The organism is Ruminococcus turbiniformis, from assembly GCF_020687545.1.
Lineage (GTDB): Bacteria > Bacillota > Clostridia > Lachnospirales > Lachnospiraceae > Mediterraneibacter > Mediterraneibacter turbiniformis.
Window position 1 is genome coordinate 34,085 of the sequence record NZ_JAJEQX010000009.1, and the last position, 16,222, is coordinate 50,306.

A 16,222-nucleotide genomic window follows, 5' to 3' on the forward strand; every position below is an offset into this window, starting at 1 on the left:
ACTGAATGATACTAGGCGGACAAAATGAGCAAGAATTAGCTGGAGAGAGCAATTGAGGCTTAGCGAATTAGGAATTATTAATTTAGATTCATCTAAAAGATGGCATACTGTGCCTAAGGGCGGTTATAGCAGTATTATTGATGCCCCCAGAGGTTTAATTATTATAGTGAAAAATAATTCTGAACAGGAAATTAAGGTAGAGTATAACGCATTTTTTTGACTTCAGCAGGTGATGAGCTGCTTTCTGTAGCAACGTATGAAACACAGAAAGATTATTTTATTAAATTTGAAAAAGAGCTAAAAAAGAAATATGACAAAAGTGTCCATATTTCACTTCATGATATACTTTCAGTAAATGGTGAGCAACCCACATACGGCCTGGGAAATGACAAGCATGATTACGGAAAAGGATTTTACCTGACTGAGAGTCCAGCATTAGCATCCGAATGGTCTGTCTGCAATCCGATCGAAAAAAATGGCTGGGTAAATAAATTTGTGCTGGATACCAGCGAATTAAAGATATTGGACTTTGAAGAATATGATATACTTTCGTGGCTTGCAGAGCTTATGAAACATCGGGATGCAGATACAGGGCGAAGATATAGAGTATTAGCGCCTAAATTCATTCAAAAATATCAGGTATCTACAGAAAAATATGACGTGATCAAAGGCTGGCGTGCAAATGCATCATATTTTTATATTGCCAAGTGTTTTGTCCGGGATGAAGTAGATCTTGATATCTTACCAGAGTTATTAAAATTGGGAGATTTGGGAATTCAGTACTGTTTAAAGACAGAAAAAGCATTTCAATGTCTCAGAGAAGATTTTTCGGCGTTGCGAGAAATTGAGTATAATAAGGTGAATCTACAATATACACAGCGTGACAGAACAGCAAGAGAGGCAATGTATGCTTTGATTAACTCTGATAAAAATAAGATTGAAAATGTGTTCAGTAAATTAATATAAGAGGTAAGATCATGGAAGTGTTCAGTAAAAGTTACTTGGAAGAAATTGTTGAAAATCAAGGAAAATTATTTGAATATGCAGAAGAACATTATCCTGGGATTGATGTGGCGGATTTTATAGAGTCATATATGAAAAGCTATACAAGAGCTATGGTCGATGAAGGACAGGCTTATGTCTGTACAATGGATGCAGAAACGTTATACAATTATTTCCTGGAAAATGATAAATATGAACCAAAGCATGGAAAAACGGCAGGAGGATTTGCTCCAAACTGGATTGGACAATTTTATGCATTATTTCAATGGATATACCGACTGCCAAGCAAAGAAGTCGTTAAACTGCTCCCGGTTAAATTTATGTTTGAAGCATATCCCGGCCTGCATGATCTTGATTTGTATGTGGCTGTTCGTAAGGTAGGAGAGCAGTGTGGGTTTAATGTACCGTCAATCTGCTGTTAGTTATGGGAGGAAAGAAATATGATCTGTTTTCATAATCCAGAAGAAGAGAATGGATATTTGAGTAACTGGTATTTTTCTGAATTTACAGTTGCTGGCGTTACCTTTTCTACAATGGAGCAGTATATGATGTATGAAAAGGCATTGCTCTTTCAAGATCAGGAAACAGCGGAAAAAATTTTACAGACAGATAATGTGGCAGAAATAAAAGCGTTAGGCAGAGCTGTTCGGTATTTTGATGATAAGATCTGGATAAAGGCAAGAGAAGAAATTGTTTACAGGGGTGTGCTTGAAAAATTCCGTCAGAATCCTGAACTTGCGGAAAAACTGGAGCAGACAGATGAAGATATAATCGCGGAATGCGCTGTAAAAGATCGGATCTGGGGAATTGGTCTTTCTATGAAAGATGAGAACAGGCTTTGCCCTGATAAATGGAGAGGGCAAAATCTGTTGGGGAAAGTTTTGATGCGGGTGAGGGAAGATATCAGGCAACAAAATAGAGCGACTTACGCATTTTAGAATGTTGAAAAGCCTTCTCCGATGTAGCGGAAGAGGCCGGTTTTCATACAGAAGCTGAATTACAGGATTGTGCGAAGAAAATCTGTCACGAAGAGGAGTAAGAATAGTCATGGATCATTTTGAATTAGTATCAGAATACAAACCCACCGGCGACCAGCCCCAGGCGATCGCCGATCTGGTGAAAGGTTTCAAGGAAGGCAACCAGTGCCAGACCCTGCTCGGTGTCACCGGCTCAGGAAAAACCTTCACGATGGCAAACGTCATCCAGCAATTGAATAAACCGACGCTGATTATTGCTCATAACAAAACTCTGGCGGCACAGCTCTACGGCGAGTTCAAGGAATTTTTTCCGAACAATGCCGTAGAGTACTTTGTCTCCTACTACGATTACTACCAGCCCGAGGCTTACGTTCCATCCTCCGACACCTACATCGCCAAGGATTCCGCCATCAACGATGAGATCGACAAGCTTCGCCTCTCTGCCACAATGGCGCTGACGGAGCGGCGGGACGTGATTATTGTTGCCAGTGTGTCCTGTATCTATGGTCTGGGAAACCCGGTGGATTACCAGAACATGGTGATTTCGCTCCGGCCGGGCATGGAGAAGGACAGGGATGAAGTGATGGCCAAGCTGATTGAGATTCAGTATGACCGGAATGACATGGATTTTCACAGGGGAACATTCCGGGTGAGGGGAGATGTGCTGGAGATCATTCCCGCCTACGAGAGTGAGACTGCGGTCCGGGTTGAGTTCTTCGGAGATGAGATTGACCGGATCACGGAGATTGACATTCTGACCGGAGAGATCAAAGACGAGCTGAAGCACGTGGCGATCTTCCCGGCATCCCACTACGTGGTGGATAAGGAAAATATCAAGAGAGCAGTCCACGACATTGAGGAAGAACTGGATGATCGGGTGAAAGAGTTTAAGCGCCAGGACAAGCTTCTCGAGGCACAGAGGATCGCGGAGAGGACAAACTTTGATATAGAAATGCTCAAAGAGACAGGATTCTGTTCCGGAATTGAGAATTATTCCCGCCATCTGGCGGGGCTTGCTCCGGGACAGCCGCCCTATACTCTGATCGACTATTTTCCGGATGATTTTATCATGATGATTGATGAGTCGCACAAGACGATTCCTCAGATCGGCGGTATGTATCACGGCGACCAGTCGAGAAAGACGACGCTTGTGGACTATGGATTCCGCCTGCCCTCTGCGAAGGACAACCGCCCCTTGAATTTTGAAGAATTTGAGAGTAAGATAAATCAGGTCATGTTTGTGTCTGCCACCCCGGGACCGTATGAGGAGGAGCATGAACTTCTCCGTGCGGAGCAGGTGATCCGTCCTACCGGACTTCTCGATCCGGAGGTTTCGGTGCGCCCGGTGGAAGGACAGATTGATGACCTGATCGGAGAGATCAACAAAGAGGTATCAAAGAAAAATAAAGTGCTTGTTACAACGCTGACCAAGAGGATGGCGGAAGACCTGACCGACTATATGCGCGAAGTCGGCATCCGTGTGAAATATCTTCACTCAGACGTGGATACGCTTGAGCGGACGGAGATTATCCGGGATATGCGTCTGGATGTATTTGACGTGCTTGTCGGAATCAACCTTCTGCGAGAGGGTCTGGATATTCCGGAGATCACGCTTGTGGCCATACTGGACGCGGACAAAGAAGGATTCCTCCGTTCGGAAACTTCACTGATCCAGACGATCGGCCGTGCCGCGCGAAATGCGGAAGGGCATGTCATTATGTATGCGGATACAGTGACAGAGTCCATGCAGATGGCAATCGATGAGACAAAGAGGCGCCGTGAGATTCAGATGAAGTACAACGAAGAACACGGAATCACACCGCAGACGATTCAGAAGTCTGTCCGTGACCTGATCAGTATCTCGAAGAAGGTTGCTGCCGAAGAGATGCGCATGGAGAAAGATCCGGAGTCCATGAGCGCAAAGGAACTGGAAAAACTGATTGCGGATCTCACAAAGCAGATGAAGAAAGCGGCTGCGGAGCTGAACTTCGAGACCGCCGCGGAGCTGCGTGACAAGCTTGTCGAACTGAAAAAGACGCTGAATGACCTGGAGTAGACAGGCCGGGCGGCAGCGGCGCGATAACTGATATACAGGAAAGGAAACGAAAGACATAAATGGGAACGAAGATGGACGTCCGGAAATATATCAGAATCCGGGGTGCAAATGAAAACAATCTGAAAAATATTGATGTAGACATTCCGAGAAATGAGCTCGTCGTTCTGACGGGCTTAAGCGGTTCCGGAAAATCATCGCTTGCGTTTGACACGATTTACGCAGAAGGACAGAGAAGATATATGGAATCGCTCTCTTCCTACGCAAGACAGTTTTTGGGACAGATGGAGAAACCGGATGTGGAGAGTATCGAGGGGCTTTCTCCTGCGATTTCGATTGACCAGAAGTCGACGAACCACAATCCCCGTTCCACAGTGGGTACAGTGACAGAGATTTACGATTACTTCCGTCTTCTGTACGCAAGAGTCGGAATTCCCCACTGCCCGAAGTGCGGCAGGGAGATTGCGAAGCAGACGGTGGACCAGATGGTGGACCAGATTATGGCGCTGCCCGAGCGGACGCGGATCCAGCTTCTTGCCCCTGTCGTGCGCGGAAGAAAGGGAACCCACGCAAAACTGCTCGAGAGAGCGAAACGGAGCGGTTATGTCCGCGTCCGCATAGACGGCAATCTGTACGAATTGTCAGAGGATATTGCGCTTGATAAAAATATCAAGCACACGATCGAGATTATTGTGGACAGACTGATTGTGCGTCCCGGAATCGAGAAGAGACTGACGGATTCCGTGGAGAGTGTGCTGCATCTTGCGGAAGGGCTTCTTGTGGTAGATGTGATTGACGGGGAGCCGATGAATTTCAGTCAGAGCTTTTCCTGCCCGGACTGCGGAATCAGTATCGATGAGATTGAGCCGAGAAGCTTCTCCTTTAATAATCCGTTTGGAGCCTGCCCGGAGTGCTACGGACTGGGATATAAAATGGAGTTTGCGGAGGAACTGATCATTCCGGATCCGTCGCTCTCTATCAATGAGGGAGCCATCGCGGTTCTGGGATGGCAGTCCTGTACGGACAAGGGCAGTTTTACCCGGGCGATCCTTGATGCGCTGTGCAGGGAATATGATTTCGATCTGGATACGCCCTTTGAGAAATATCCGAAAAAGATTCATGACATTATTATACACGGAACGAACGGAAAGAGCGTGAAAGTGTTTTACAAAGGGCAGCGGGGCGAGGGTGTATATGACGTCGCGTTTGAAGGTCTGCTTAAAAACGTAGAGCGCCGGTACCGCGAGACCGGATCCGAGACGATAAAGGCCGAGTATGAGACGTTCATGAATGTTACGCCCTGTTCGGCCTGCAGGGGACAGAGGCTGAAACCCGGAGCGCTTGCTGTAACGGTCGGCGGCAGGAATATCTCAGAAGTTACCGCTCTTTCTGTAGAGAAACTGCAGCAGTTCCTGAAAGATCTGGTCTTCACGGACACGCAGATGCTGATCGGCGCCCAGATTCTGAAAGAAATACGGGCGAGAATTCAATTCCTCATGGATGTGGGGCTGGACTATCTGACGCTTGCCCGCGCCACAGCATCACTTTCAGGCGGAGAGGCGCAGAGAATCCGGCTTGCCACACAGATCGGTTCCGGTCTGGTCGGAGTGGCATACATTCTTGACGAGCCGAGCATCGGGCTTCATCAGCGGGATAATGACAAGCTGCTCGCCACGCTGAAGCATCTCCGTGACCTCGGAAATACGCTGATCGTGGTGGAGCATGACGAGGATACCATGCTTGCCGCGGATTATATTGTCGATATCGGCCCCGGTGCAGGAGAGCACGGAGGAGAAGTTGTCGCTGTGGGAACGGCGAAGGAGATTATGGAAAATAAAAACTCGGTGACAGGGGCATACTTATCCGGAAAGATTAAAATCCCTGTTCCCGAAGAGCGCAGGAAGCCCGCCGGATGGCTGAAAGTAAAAGGCGCAAAGGAAAACAATCTGAAAAACATTGATGTGGACTTCCCACTTGGAGTGATGACATGCGTGACCGGTGTGTCGGGATCGGGAAAGAGTTCGCTTGTCAATGAAATCCTCTACAAGAGGCTTGCGAGAGATCTGAACCACGCGCGCACAATCCCCGGAAACCACAGGAAGATCGAGGGGCTGGATCAGGTAGACAAAGTGATCGCTATTGATCAGTCGCCCATCGGCAGAACGCCGCGCTCCAATCCTGCAACCTACACCGGCGTGTTCGATCTGATCCGGGATCTGTTCGCGGCGACACCGGATGCGAAAGCAAGAGGGTATAAAAAGGGCCGTTTCAGCTTCAACGTAAAAGGCGGCCGGTGCGAGGCGTGCGCGGGAGACGGAATAATCAAGATCGAGATGCATTTCCTTCCGGATGTTTATGTGCCCTGCGAGGTGTGCGGAGGAAAGCGGTACAACCGTGAGACTCTGGAAGTAAAATATAAAGGGAAGACGATCTATGATGTGCTCAATATGACGGTGGAGGAGGCGCTTGCGTTCTTTGAACATGTCCCCAGTATCCGCAGAAAGATGGAGACACTCAACGATGTGGGACTTTCCTACATCCGTCTGGGACAGCCGTCCACAGAGCTCTCAGGCGGAGAGGCACAGCGGATCAAGCTTGCGGCAGAGCTGAGCAAGAGAAGCACGGGGAAGACGGTCTATATTCTCGATGAGCCGACGACAGGGCTGCATTTTGCGGATGTGCACAAGCTGACGGAGATCTTAAGGCGTCTGTCCGGAGACGGAAATACTGTCATTGTCATTGAGCACAATCTGGATGTGATTAAGACCGCCGACTATATCATTGACATTGGACCCGAAGGCGGTGAGAGAGGCGGAACAGTCGTCGCCTGCGGTACTCCGGAAGAGGTGGCAGAGAATGAAAAGTCATATACAGGGAAATATATAGATGCGATGCTGAAAAGATGATTTTTCATACAATTTTTAAGAAAAAAGGTCTTTCCATTTTTTGGAAAGTCTATTATACTGGTTATGCGGAGTGTCAGGGTGAGGGAGTCTGCCATATCCGCCCTACGTAAAATGAGAAAATCTGTAAGGAGAAGATACATGGCTTCCGCACCGGCAGGGCAGCCGGCCGGAAATGTCAGGTGGGAAAGAGTATAAAGATTTAGAAGGGAGAATTGCATATGTCGGTAGATATCGGGATAGATCTGGGAACCGCCAGTGTGCTTGTCTATGTGCGGGGCAAAGGCGTTGTTCTGAAGGAACCGTCTGTCGTTGCGTTTGACAGAGATACAAATGTGATCAAGGCGATCGGCGAGGAAGCCCGGATGATGCTCGGAAGAACGCCGGGGAATATTGTGGCGGTCCGTCCGCTTCGCCAGGGTGTAATCTCAGATTATACAGTGACCGAGAAGATGATCAAATATTTTGTTCAGAAAGCACTTGGAAAGCGGACTTTCAAGAAGCCGCGTATCAGTATCTGTGTACCGAGCGGGGTAACAGAGGTTGAGAAAAAAGCAGTCGAGGAAGCGACCTTTGCCGCGGGAGCAAGAGAAGTACATCTGATCGAGGAGCCGGTTGCGGCGGCTATCGGAGCCGGAATTGATATAGCGAAGCCGTGCGGAAATATGATTGTCGACATCGGCGGAGGAACTTCGGATATCGCGGTGATCTCTCTTGGAGGAACCGTGGTAAATACGTCTATTAAAGTGGCGGGCGATGATTTTGACGAAGCGATCGTCCGTTATATGAGGAAAAAACATAATCTTCTCATCGGAGAGCGCACTGCAGAGGATATCAAGATCAAGATCGGGACAACATATCCTCTTGTGGAGGAGGAAACGATGGAAGTAAGAGGAAGAAACCTTGTGACCGGACTTCCGAAGACGGTTACAGTGACGTCTTCCGAGACAGAGGAGGCCTTGAGGGAGGCTACCAGTCAGATCGTGGAGGCAGTGATCTCTGTGCTGGAACAGACGCCGCCGGAACTTTCGGCAGATATTCTGGACAGAGGAATCGTGCTCACCGGAGGCGGTGCAATGCTCCGGGGACTTGAGGAACTGATCGAAGAAAAGACCGGAATCAATACGATGACTGCGGAGGACCCGATGAAGGTCGTTGCGATCGGAACCGGGCAGTTTGTGGAATTCATGAGCGGACGCAGGGATTACTAGAAATGATTATGAGAAAACCGGCAGGGATGTGAACGGGAAAGGACACATCCCTGCTGTTTTGCGAAAGAGGGATAAATTTGGAGACGGTTACGGGATATGTAGGACATATTGTCTACCGGAATCAGGACAACGGATATACGGTATTTCATCTGGAAAATGACGATGGGGAAGTGACATGTGTCGGCAATTTCAGTTTCATCAGTGAAGGTGAGATGATGGAGCTGAGCGGCGAGTATGTCAATCATAATGTGTACGGCACCCAGCTGAAAGTGATGTCTCACATTGTGAAGGAACCGGAGGATCTGGTGTCCATTGAGCGCTACCTTGGTTCCGGGGCGATAAAAGGAGTGGGCGCTGCTCTGGCCGGACGTATTGTGAAAAAATTTAAGGAAGATACTTTCCGGATTATTGAGGAGGAACCGGAGCGTCTCGCCGAGATCAAGGGGATCAGTGAGCGCAAGGCAAGAGAGATCGCTGAGCAGGTCGAAGGAAAGAAGGATATGCGCAAGGCGATGATTTACCTCCAGAAATACGGGATTTCCACAAAACTTGCGGCGAAGATATACGAGTATTATGGTATGCGTGTATACAAAGTTCTGGAAGAGAACCCGTATCAGCTTGCGGACAATATAGAAGGGGTCGGTTTCCGCACTGCAGATGAGATTGCCGCCCGGATCGGGATACATACGGATTCGGATTACCGGATCCGGAGCGGACTGTTCTATGTTCTCCAGCAGGCGTTGGGAGAGGGGCATGTCTATCTGCCGCAGGAGGTGCTCTCGAGACGTGCGGGAGAGCTTCTGGGAGTCGAGATACAGGATGTGGAAAAGTACGTTATGGATCTCTGCATTGAGAAGAAAACTGTCATGAAGGAGCAGGACGGAGAAGTCAGGGTTTATCCGGCACGCTATTACTATATGGAACTCAATGCGGCAAAAATGCTTCATGACCTGAATATCCGCTGCGAGATGCCGGAGGATATGATGGAACGGCGGCTGAAGAAGGTGGAGCAGAACGAGCAGATCGAGCTGGATCCGATGCAGCACAGAGCGGTGATCGAGTCGATCAAGCATGGCCTTCTCGTTCTGACCGGCGGCCCGGGTACGGGAAAGACAACGACCATCAACACGATGATCCGCTTTTTTGACAGCGAGGGGATGAGCATTCTCCTTGCGGCGCCGACCGGGCGCGCGGCAAAACGAATGACAGAGGCCACGGGGTATGAGGCGCAGACGATCCACCGCCTTCTGGAAGTGAATGTCAACCCGGAGGATGAGGACAGTGTGGGCGGTTTTCTCCGGAACCGGCAGAACCCTCTTGATGCGGATGTGATTATCATTGATGAGATGTCTATGGTAGATCTGGCGCTGATGCATGCCCTTCTTCTGGCGGTTGTGCCGGGGACAAGGCTTGTTCTTGTAGGAGATGTGGATCAGCTTCCGTCTGTCGGGGCGGGAAGCGTGCTGAAAGATATCATTGCGTCAGAACGGTTCCCGGTGGTGACATTAAAGAGGATTTTCCGGCAGGCGGGCGAGAGCGACATCGTGGTCAACGCGCATAAGATCAATGCGGGAGAGCCGGTCGTACTGAACAACAAGAGCCGGGACTTTTTCTTCCTGAGAAGGCAGGACGCGGATACGATCATCGGCGTGATGATCCTGCTGATTCAGAAGAAGCTTCCGAAATATGTGGGAGCCCGGCCGGATGAAATTCAGGTCATGACTCCGACGAGAAAGGGACTGCTCGGGGTAGAGCGGCTCAATACAATTCTGCAGAGATATCTCAACCCGGAAGACCCGAAAAAGAACGAGCAGGAGATCGGCGGCCGGCTGTTCCGGGAAGGCGATAAAGTTATGCAGATCAAGAACAACTATCAGCTTGAGTGGGAAATCCGGACAAAATACGGGCTTGCTGTGGACAGCGGAACCGGAGTTTTCAACGGAGATATGGGCGTGATACGTGAGATTAATTCATATACCGAGACAGTGGAAGTGGAGTTTGACGAGGCGAGAAGAGTAAAGTACGGGTTTGACATGGTCGAGGAACTGGAACTCGCCTATGCGATTACCGTGCACAAATCTCAGGGAAGCGAGTACCCGGCTGTGATTATTCCGCTGCTTCCGGGGCCGAAACTTCTCTATAACAGAAATTTGCTGTACACAGCGGTGACAAGGGCGAGAAAATGCCTTACGATTGTTGGGAGTGATGCCGTATTCCAGGAAATGATACAAAACAGAAACGAGCAGGCAAGATATACAAGTCTGGCGGAACGGATCCGGGAATTTCAGGGAGAATCCTGAATCTTCTCTATCCTCCGGTATGTCCGTTCTGCGGGAAAATTTCGGAAGAGGGAATCTGCAGCGGATGCCGGGCGAAGATCCGTCCCGTCCGGGAACCCCGGTGTATGCGCTGCGGACGTCCGCTTGCGTCCGGGACAGAGGAGTACTGCTTTGACTGCAGGAGGAAGAAGTCGTATATCCGTCAGGGGCGCAGTCTCTGGCTGCACAGGGAGCCTGTTTCCGGGGCACTGTACCGGTTCAAATACCACAACCGGCGCCGCTGGGGCAAGGTGTTCGCGGGAGAACTGAACAAATCTTACGGGGAACAGCTGAAAAAATGGGGTGCAGAGGCCATTATCCCGGTGCCCCTTCATATTTCGCGGAGAAGAAAAAGAGGATTTAACCAGGCGGAGATTATTGCTGAGGAGCTTTCCCGTCTGACAGGAATCCCGATGAGAAACGACGTGCTTTTCAGAATCAGGAAGACGGCGCCTCAAAAGGATCTCGGGAGTGACGGGAGAAAGAAAAATCTAAGCGGTGCATTCGGCGTTTCGCGCACTTGGAAGCCGGTTGAAAATGCCGTTCTTATCGATGACATATATACGACCGGATCGACCGTGGAAAAAGCCGCAGAAGTCCTGGCGGCGGCAGGAGTCCAAAATGTCTTCTTTTTGACGATAAGCATTGGACAAGGTATCTGAGTATATGCTATACTAAAACATAGTGACACAAAACAGGCATTGGCGATGCGGCATAAGAATAAAACACCTATAATACACAGGAAGGACATAGAGAAGCATTATGGTGGATAAAAGGAAAATACGCCTGATGACAAGAACTGCCATCTATGAAAAGGAATATGGTGAGGAGGATGTCAGGATCTGCAGTTATTACCGGAAGGATTACTCCAGTCTGAACACATGGATCACTCTGATCTGGATTACCGTCGGGTACGCGCTTGCAGCCGGGCTCGTTTTCCTCTGCGGAGGGGAAACGCTGCTGGAAGGAATTACGATCCTGCGTCTTCTTATTCTCCTGGCCGTTGCCGTGGGGGGATATCTGGTACTTCTGATCCTCTACGGAGTCGGAGCGGGAAGCTTCTATAAAGAAAAACACAAACGTGCAAAACAGCGGGTGAAGAGATACATGCGTGATCTTGCACGGCTGGAAAAGATGAATCAGAAGAAGGAGATAAACAGATCATGAGTACATTGCTTGTTTGGAGAGAAAAACTGCAGAATATCTATGCGCAGTATTCGATATATATCAGAAAGGCTCTGCAGTTCGTGCTGGGGCTTGTCCTGTTCGGACTCATCAATTCAAATGTGGGATTCATGGAGGCTGCGTCCTCGGTGTTCTGTACGGTCGGGCTGGCGGCTGTCTGTACGTTCCTTCCGATGATTGTGACGGTGTTCGCGGCAACCGTGCTCGTGCTGGTGCATTTTTATGCGCTTTCCATGCCGGTGGCGGCTGTTTCATTTGTGGTTTTCCTTTTAATGTACATATTTTATTTCCGGTTTACTCCGGGAAAGGCATGGCTTGTTCTTCTTCCGGCAATTGCGTTCGGACTTAAGATCCCGTTCGTCATTCCGGTTGTGTTCGGCCTGATGGGAACGCCCACCTGGATTGTTCCGGCAGCGTGCGGAGTTGTCTCCTTTTATATGACAGAAACAGTGAAATCATCGGCTGCCGCATTCCGCAGTACGGATGCGGACGGTCTTGTGACAAGCCTGATGAGCTTCACGAGACAGATGCTTACCAATCAGGAAATGTGGCTGATGGTTATGGCAGTGGTACTTGGAGTTCTTGTTGTCAATCTGGTCCGCACGAGAGCGATTGATCACGCCTGGAAGATCGCTTCAGCGTCGGGCGCGGCAGTGAGCCTTGTTGTCGCCCTTGCCGGAAATATTGTGCTGGACGGCGGTATCTCCTATCCGTCTGCGGTTTTGAGCGCGGTGCTGGGAGTGGCTGTCGGACTTGTGCTGGAATTTTTGTTCTTTTCCGTGGATTATTCGCGGACAGAGAATATCCAGTTTGAGGATGATGAATACTATTATTATGTGAAAGCTGTTCCTAAGGTCGGCGTCTCTGTGCCGGAGAAACAGGTGAAGCGAATCACCGGAAGTCAGGCCAGAGTATCAGGGGACAGCGCAGAAAATGACGCGGAGACACCTGGAAAGAAGAAGGCGGAGAAGAAACCGCCCGTTTCCAGGAAAAACAGAAGTACGGAGGAACCCGCAAAACAGAACACGGAAGAGATCCTGCTCACGAGAAGTCTGAGCAGAGAGCTGGGGCTGGATCAGGATAAGGAGCAGCCGAGGTAAACAGGGTGGTGTAGCACAGTATGGTAGACTGGCTTAGAAATTTAATGGACAATTACACAGAGGGAATGTATCTTCCGCAGATCCAGGTCATGGACGTAATTGAGATTCTGATTCTGACAGTGTTCATATATGAGATCCTGCTGTGGATCAAGAATACAAAGGCGTGGATGCTGCTGCGGGGAATTATCATGCTGGGCGCGTTTATTCTGCTTGCATGGATCTTCCAGATGCATACCATTTTGTATCTGGCTGCGCAGTCGATTAATGTGCTTGCGATTGCCGCTGTGGTTGTATTTCAGCCGGAGCTGCGCCGCGCGCTGGAAAAACTCGGTGAGAAGAATCTGCTGAGCAGCATTAACCCGTTTGACCGGAGCCGGGAGAATGAGCGGTTTTCGGATGAAACGGCTGACAGCATTGTCAATGCGTGCTTTGATATGGGAAATGTGTGTACGGGAGCACTTATCGTTGTAGAGCAGGTGATCCGGCTTAATGAATATGAAATGACAGGGATCGAACTTGACTGTAAAGTGTCATCTCAGGTTCTCATTAATATATTTGAGCACAATACGCCTCTGCACGACGGAGCTGTGATTGTCAGAGGAGACAGAATTACTTCGGCCACCTGTTATCTGCCGCTTTCCGACAATATGTCGATCAGCAAGGATCTTGGGACAAGACACCGGGCGGCACTCGGAATGAGCGAAGTGTGTGACGCGCTCGTGATTGTTGTGTCGGAAGAGACAGGACTTGTGTCATATGCAATGGGCGGCGTGCTGACAAGAGGTGTGAACAGAGAAGAACTCCGGGAAAAACTGAGCCAGATTCAGTATAGAAATTCTGAACCGAAGAAGAAGTTCGCTATACGGAAGGGGTGGCGCAGAGAATGAGAAAGTACAGGTTTACGAACAATATCGGACTGAAAATAATCGCCCTTGTCTTTTCCGCGTTTCTGTGGCTGATCGTAGTGAATGTGGATAATCCCATCGGAAGCAGCACTTTTTCAGAGATACCGGTTCATATTACAAATGATGATATTATTACATCCTCCGGCGAGGTGTATCAGGTCATTGGAGAGCAGACGGTCAGTGTTACAGTCTACGCGACCAGGGAGGTGCGGCAGAAGCTGACGGCCGAGGACATTATAGCCACCGCAGATATTCGTGAAATGAGCGGATCTCTGGTGCCGGTCAGCATTGAGATCCCCGATTATGAAGGAGATTACGAGACGGCATACGCCTCACCGAGAAACCTGCAGATACAGACGGAAAAATCAGGGCGTAAAGTGCTGCCGCTGACGGTTTCCACGCAGGGAGATGTCAGGGACGGCTATATTCTGGGTGACATGACAGTGCATCCGGACAATGTGACGATTACGGGAGCGGAATCTACACTGGACCGGATTGACAGGGCAGTGGCCAGGATCGACGTGAATGATCTCTATGAAGACGCAGAGATCACCGCGGAACTGATCCTGTATGATTCAAACGGAAATGTGATCAGCCAGAATCAGCTGGAGAACAATCTGGGAAGCGGAGGAGTCAGCGTCTCGGTGGAGGTGCTTGAAGTCAAAAGTGTTCCGGTAGTGTTCAGCGTGTCCGGCACGCCGGCGGAAGGGTATGATTATACCGGATGTACAAGTGAACCTGACACGGTTCAGATCTGCGGAAAGAGCGAGGATATTGACAGCGTGCAGCAGATCTCGGTTCCTGCGTCTGTAATCAGTGTCAGCGGCGCGTCAGAGCCGATCGAACAGGATGTGGATATTACACCGTATCTTCCGGAAGGTGTGAGCCTGGTGGATGAGAATATGGGAACTGTTAAAGTTACGGCCATGATTGAGGAAGAGGGGACGCGTACAATTGATTTTCTGGTGAGCTCCATACGGATCAATAACCTGGCTGACAGCCTGCAGGTTTCCTATGAGCCGGATGCTGAGATTACGCTTAGATTCAGCGGAGAGCAGCAGAGTCTTGACGTTCTCGACATAAGCAGCGCTGTATCGGTTGATCTGCAGGAATATACGGAGCCTGGAACTTATGATGTACCTGTACATGTGGAAATTCCGGATGGAATCACTCTTATGGAAGAAGTGACCGTTCGGCTTACGATTGAAGAAAAAACGGAAGAAGTGCCGGGAGAAGGTTCGGGAGAGTCGGAAGAGGACGGCCAGAACAGTCAGAGCGGCGAGGCGGATTCCGGATAATTTGTCACAAGAAAAAATAAGGAGTGGTTACAGTATGGTAAGCGGAAAAGTGAAGATAAAAAATCCTACCGGTCTTCATTTGAGACCTGCAGGACTGTTCTGTAAGACAGCCATGCAGTTTGCAAGCAAAATTACCGTTCAGAAAAAGACAAGGCATGAGGATGTGACTGCAAATGCCAAGAGTGTTCTCAGTGTGCTGGGCGCATGTATCAAGAGCGGAGATGAGATAGAGATTATATGCGAGGGCGAGGATGAAGAGAAAGCCCTCAGAGAGATGGTACAGCTTGTCGAGGACGGACTGGGAGAATAGATGAAAAACTGTCAGGAGGAGAAGTTATGAGCAGAGCAACACTTGTAATCATGGCAGCCGGAATCGGCAGCCGGTTCGGAGGAGGAATCAAACAGCTGGCCCCGGTGGGACCGAACGGCGAGATTATTATGGATTACTCCATCTACGATGCGATCGAGGCAGGCTTCGACAAAGTGGTCTTTGTAATAAGAAAAGATCTTGAAGCGGAGTTCAGGGAGGTAATCGGGAAGAGAATCGAGAAACAGGTGGAAGTTGCGTATGCATACCAGGAAGTCGATGACATTCCGGAAAAGTACAGAGAAAAATTCTCCGGCAGAACCAAACCGTGGGGAACGGGACAGGCAATTTTAAGCTGCAGTGATGTGGTTGATTCGCCGTTTCTTGTAATCAACGCGGATGATTATTACGGAAAAGCCGCTTTTAGAGAAGCGTATTCTTATTTGACAGATATTACCGATACTGGTAAAATACATATCTGTATGATCAGTTTTGTTCTGAAAAACACACTCAGCGACAACGGCGGGGTGACAAGGGGAATCTGCCATGTGAATGAAGCTGGAATGCTTACGGATATTGTGGAAACACACAATATCGAAAAGGACGGGCTTCGGGCAGTTGTAAGAGAGGAAGGCGCTGAGAGAGAGCTTGATATGGACTCTCCTGTTTCCATGAATATGTGGGGGCTGACGCCGGAATTTTTCGGAATCCTTAAGAATGGTTTTGATGAGTTCCTCAATAGTACGCCTGCAGATAATCTGAAGGCGGAATATCTTCTGCCGACGATTATCGGAGAACTTCTTGAGAAGGGCAGGGCGTCAGTACAGGTGCTCAGATCGGATGATCAGTGGTTCGGAGTGACATACAAAGAAGACCGTGAGACGGTGGTCAGCGCGGTCAGGGATATGACAGAGAAAGGAGTATATCCTTCTCCGCTGTATACTAACGAATAGGACAAAGGGT

14 protein-coding genes and 1 pseudogene are annotated in these 16,222 nt (G+C 49.2%); all 15 read left to right on the forward strand.

Translation table 11 applies throughout. From position 1 onward, the window contains the following. Nucleotides 1–216 precede the first annotated feature (216 nt). The 15 genes and pseudogenes from LKD70_RS06605 to LKD70_RS06670 all read left to right on the forward strand — a co-directional run bounded on the left by LKD70_RS06605 (nt 217) and on the right by LKD70_RS06670 (nt 16,212). Entirely contained in the window at nt 217–966 is a 750-nt protein-coding gene (locus tag LKD70_RS06605) for a DUF3990 domain-containing protein (protein ID WP_227707247.1), read from the forward strand. Nucleotides 967–977: 11 nt separating this feature from the next. Next, nucleotides 978–1,424 (forward strand): hypothetical protein, encoded by a 447-nt coding sequence (locus tag LKD70_RS06610; RefSeq protein ID WP_227707248.1) that lies wholly within the window; start codon nt 978–980, stop codon nt 1,422–1,424. 18 nt (nt 1,425–1,442) lie between these two features. Continuing rightward, a complete protein-coding gene (locus LKD70_RS06615) occupies nt 1,443–1,940 on the forward strand; it encodes an NADAR family protein (protein WP_227707249.1) in 498 nt (165 codons plus the stop codon). A 109-nt stretch (nt 1,941–2,049) separates the two neighbouring features. Next, entirely contained in the window at nt 2,050–4,035 is a 1,986-nt protein-coding gene (gene uvrB / locus LKD70_RS06620) for an excinuclease ABC subunit UvrB (RefSeq protein WP_227707250.1), read from the forward strand. A 59-nt stretch (nt 4,036–4,094) separates the two neighbouring features. Beyond that, nucleotides 4,095–6,938 (forward strand): excinuclease ABC subunit UvrA, encoded by a 2,844-nt coding sequence (uvrA, locus tag LKD70_RS06625; RefSeq protein ID WP_227707251.1) that lies wholly within the window; start codon nt 4,095–4,097, stop codon nt 6,936–6,938. Between the two features lie 218 nt (nt 6,939–7,156). After that, the gene (mreB, locus tag LKD70_RS06630) at nt 7,157–8,146 is read left to right on the forward strand and encodes a rod shape-determining protein (protein WP_227707252.1); all 990 of its coding nucleotides are present in this window, start codon (nt 7,157–7,159) and stop codon (nt 8,144–8,146) included. A gap of 77 nt (nt 8,147–8,223) precedes the next feature. Continuing rightward, nucleotides 8,224–10,446 (forward strand): SF1B family DNA helicase RecD2, encoded by a 2,223-nt coding sequence (gene recD2 / locus LKD70_RS06635; protein WP_227707253.1) that lies wholly within the window; start codon nt 8,224–8,226, stop codon nt 10,444–10,446. A 53-nt stretch (nt 10,447–10,499) separates the two neighbouring features. Then, nucleotides 10,500–10,547, forward strand: a pseudogene (locus LKD70_RS18735) (hypothetical protein); the annotation flags it as partial. Nucleotides 10,548–10,550: 3 nt separating this feature from the next. Continuing rightward, nucleotides 10,551–11,126 (forward strand): ComF family protein, encoded by a 576-nt coding sequence (locus LKD70_RS06640; RefSeq protein WP_407690920.1) that lies wholly within the window; start codon nt 10,551–10,553, stop codon nt 11,124–11,126. A 100-nt stretch (nt 11,127–11,226) separates the two neighbouring features. Beyond that, nucleotides 11,227–11,631: a hypothetical protein gene (locus LKD70_RS06645; RefSeq protein WP_227707254.1), complete on the forward strand. Its 405-nt coding sequence runs from the start codon at nt 11,227–11,229 to the stop codon at nt 11,629–11,631. Beyond that, a complete protein-coding gene (locus LKD70_RS06650) occupies nt 11,628–12,749 on the forward strand; it encodes a hypothetical protein (RefSeq protein ID WP_227707255.1) in 1,122 nt (373 codons plus the stop codon). The genes LKD70_RS06645 and LKD70_RS06650 overlap by 4 nt, the downstream gene beginning before the upstream one ends. A 20-nt stretch (nt 12,750–12,769) precedes the next feature. Next, complete coding sequence (cdaA, locus tag LKD70_RS06655; RefSeq protein WP_227707256.1) at nt 12,770–13,636, forward strand: diadenylate cyclase CdaA; 867 nt, start codon at nt 12,770–12,772, stop codon at nt 13,634–13,636. Beyond that, nucleotides 13,633–14,952, forward strand: coding sequence for a CdaR family protein (locus LKD70_RS06660; protein ID WP_227707257.1), 1,320 nt, complete (start codon nt 13,633–13,635; stop codon nt 14,950–14,952). Before cdaA ends, LKD70_RS06660 begins: the two co-directional genes overlap by 4 nt. Nucleotides 14,953–14,986: 34 nt before the next feature. Continuing rightward, the gene (locus tag LKD70_RS06665) at nt 14,987–15,262 is read left to right on the forward strand and encodes an HPr family phosphocarrier protein (protein WP_227707258.1); all 276 of its coding nucleotides are present in this window, start codon (nt 14,987–14,989) and stop codon (nt 15,260–15,262) included. Between the two features lie 26 nt (nt 15,263–15,288). Beyond that, nucleotides 15,289–16,212, forward strand: a complete 924-nt coding sequence (locus LKD70_RS06670) for a nucleotidyltransferase family protein (RefSeq protein ID WP_227707259.1) — start codon at nt 15,289–15,291, stop codon at nt 16,210–16,212. The last annotated feature ends 10 nt before the right edge of the window (nt 16,213–16,222 follow it).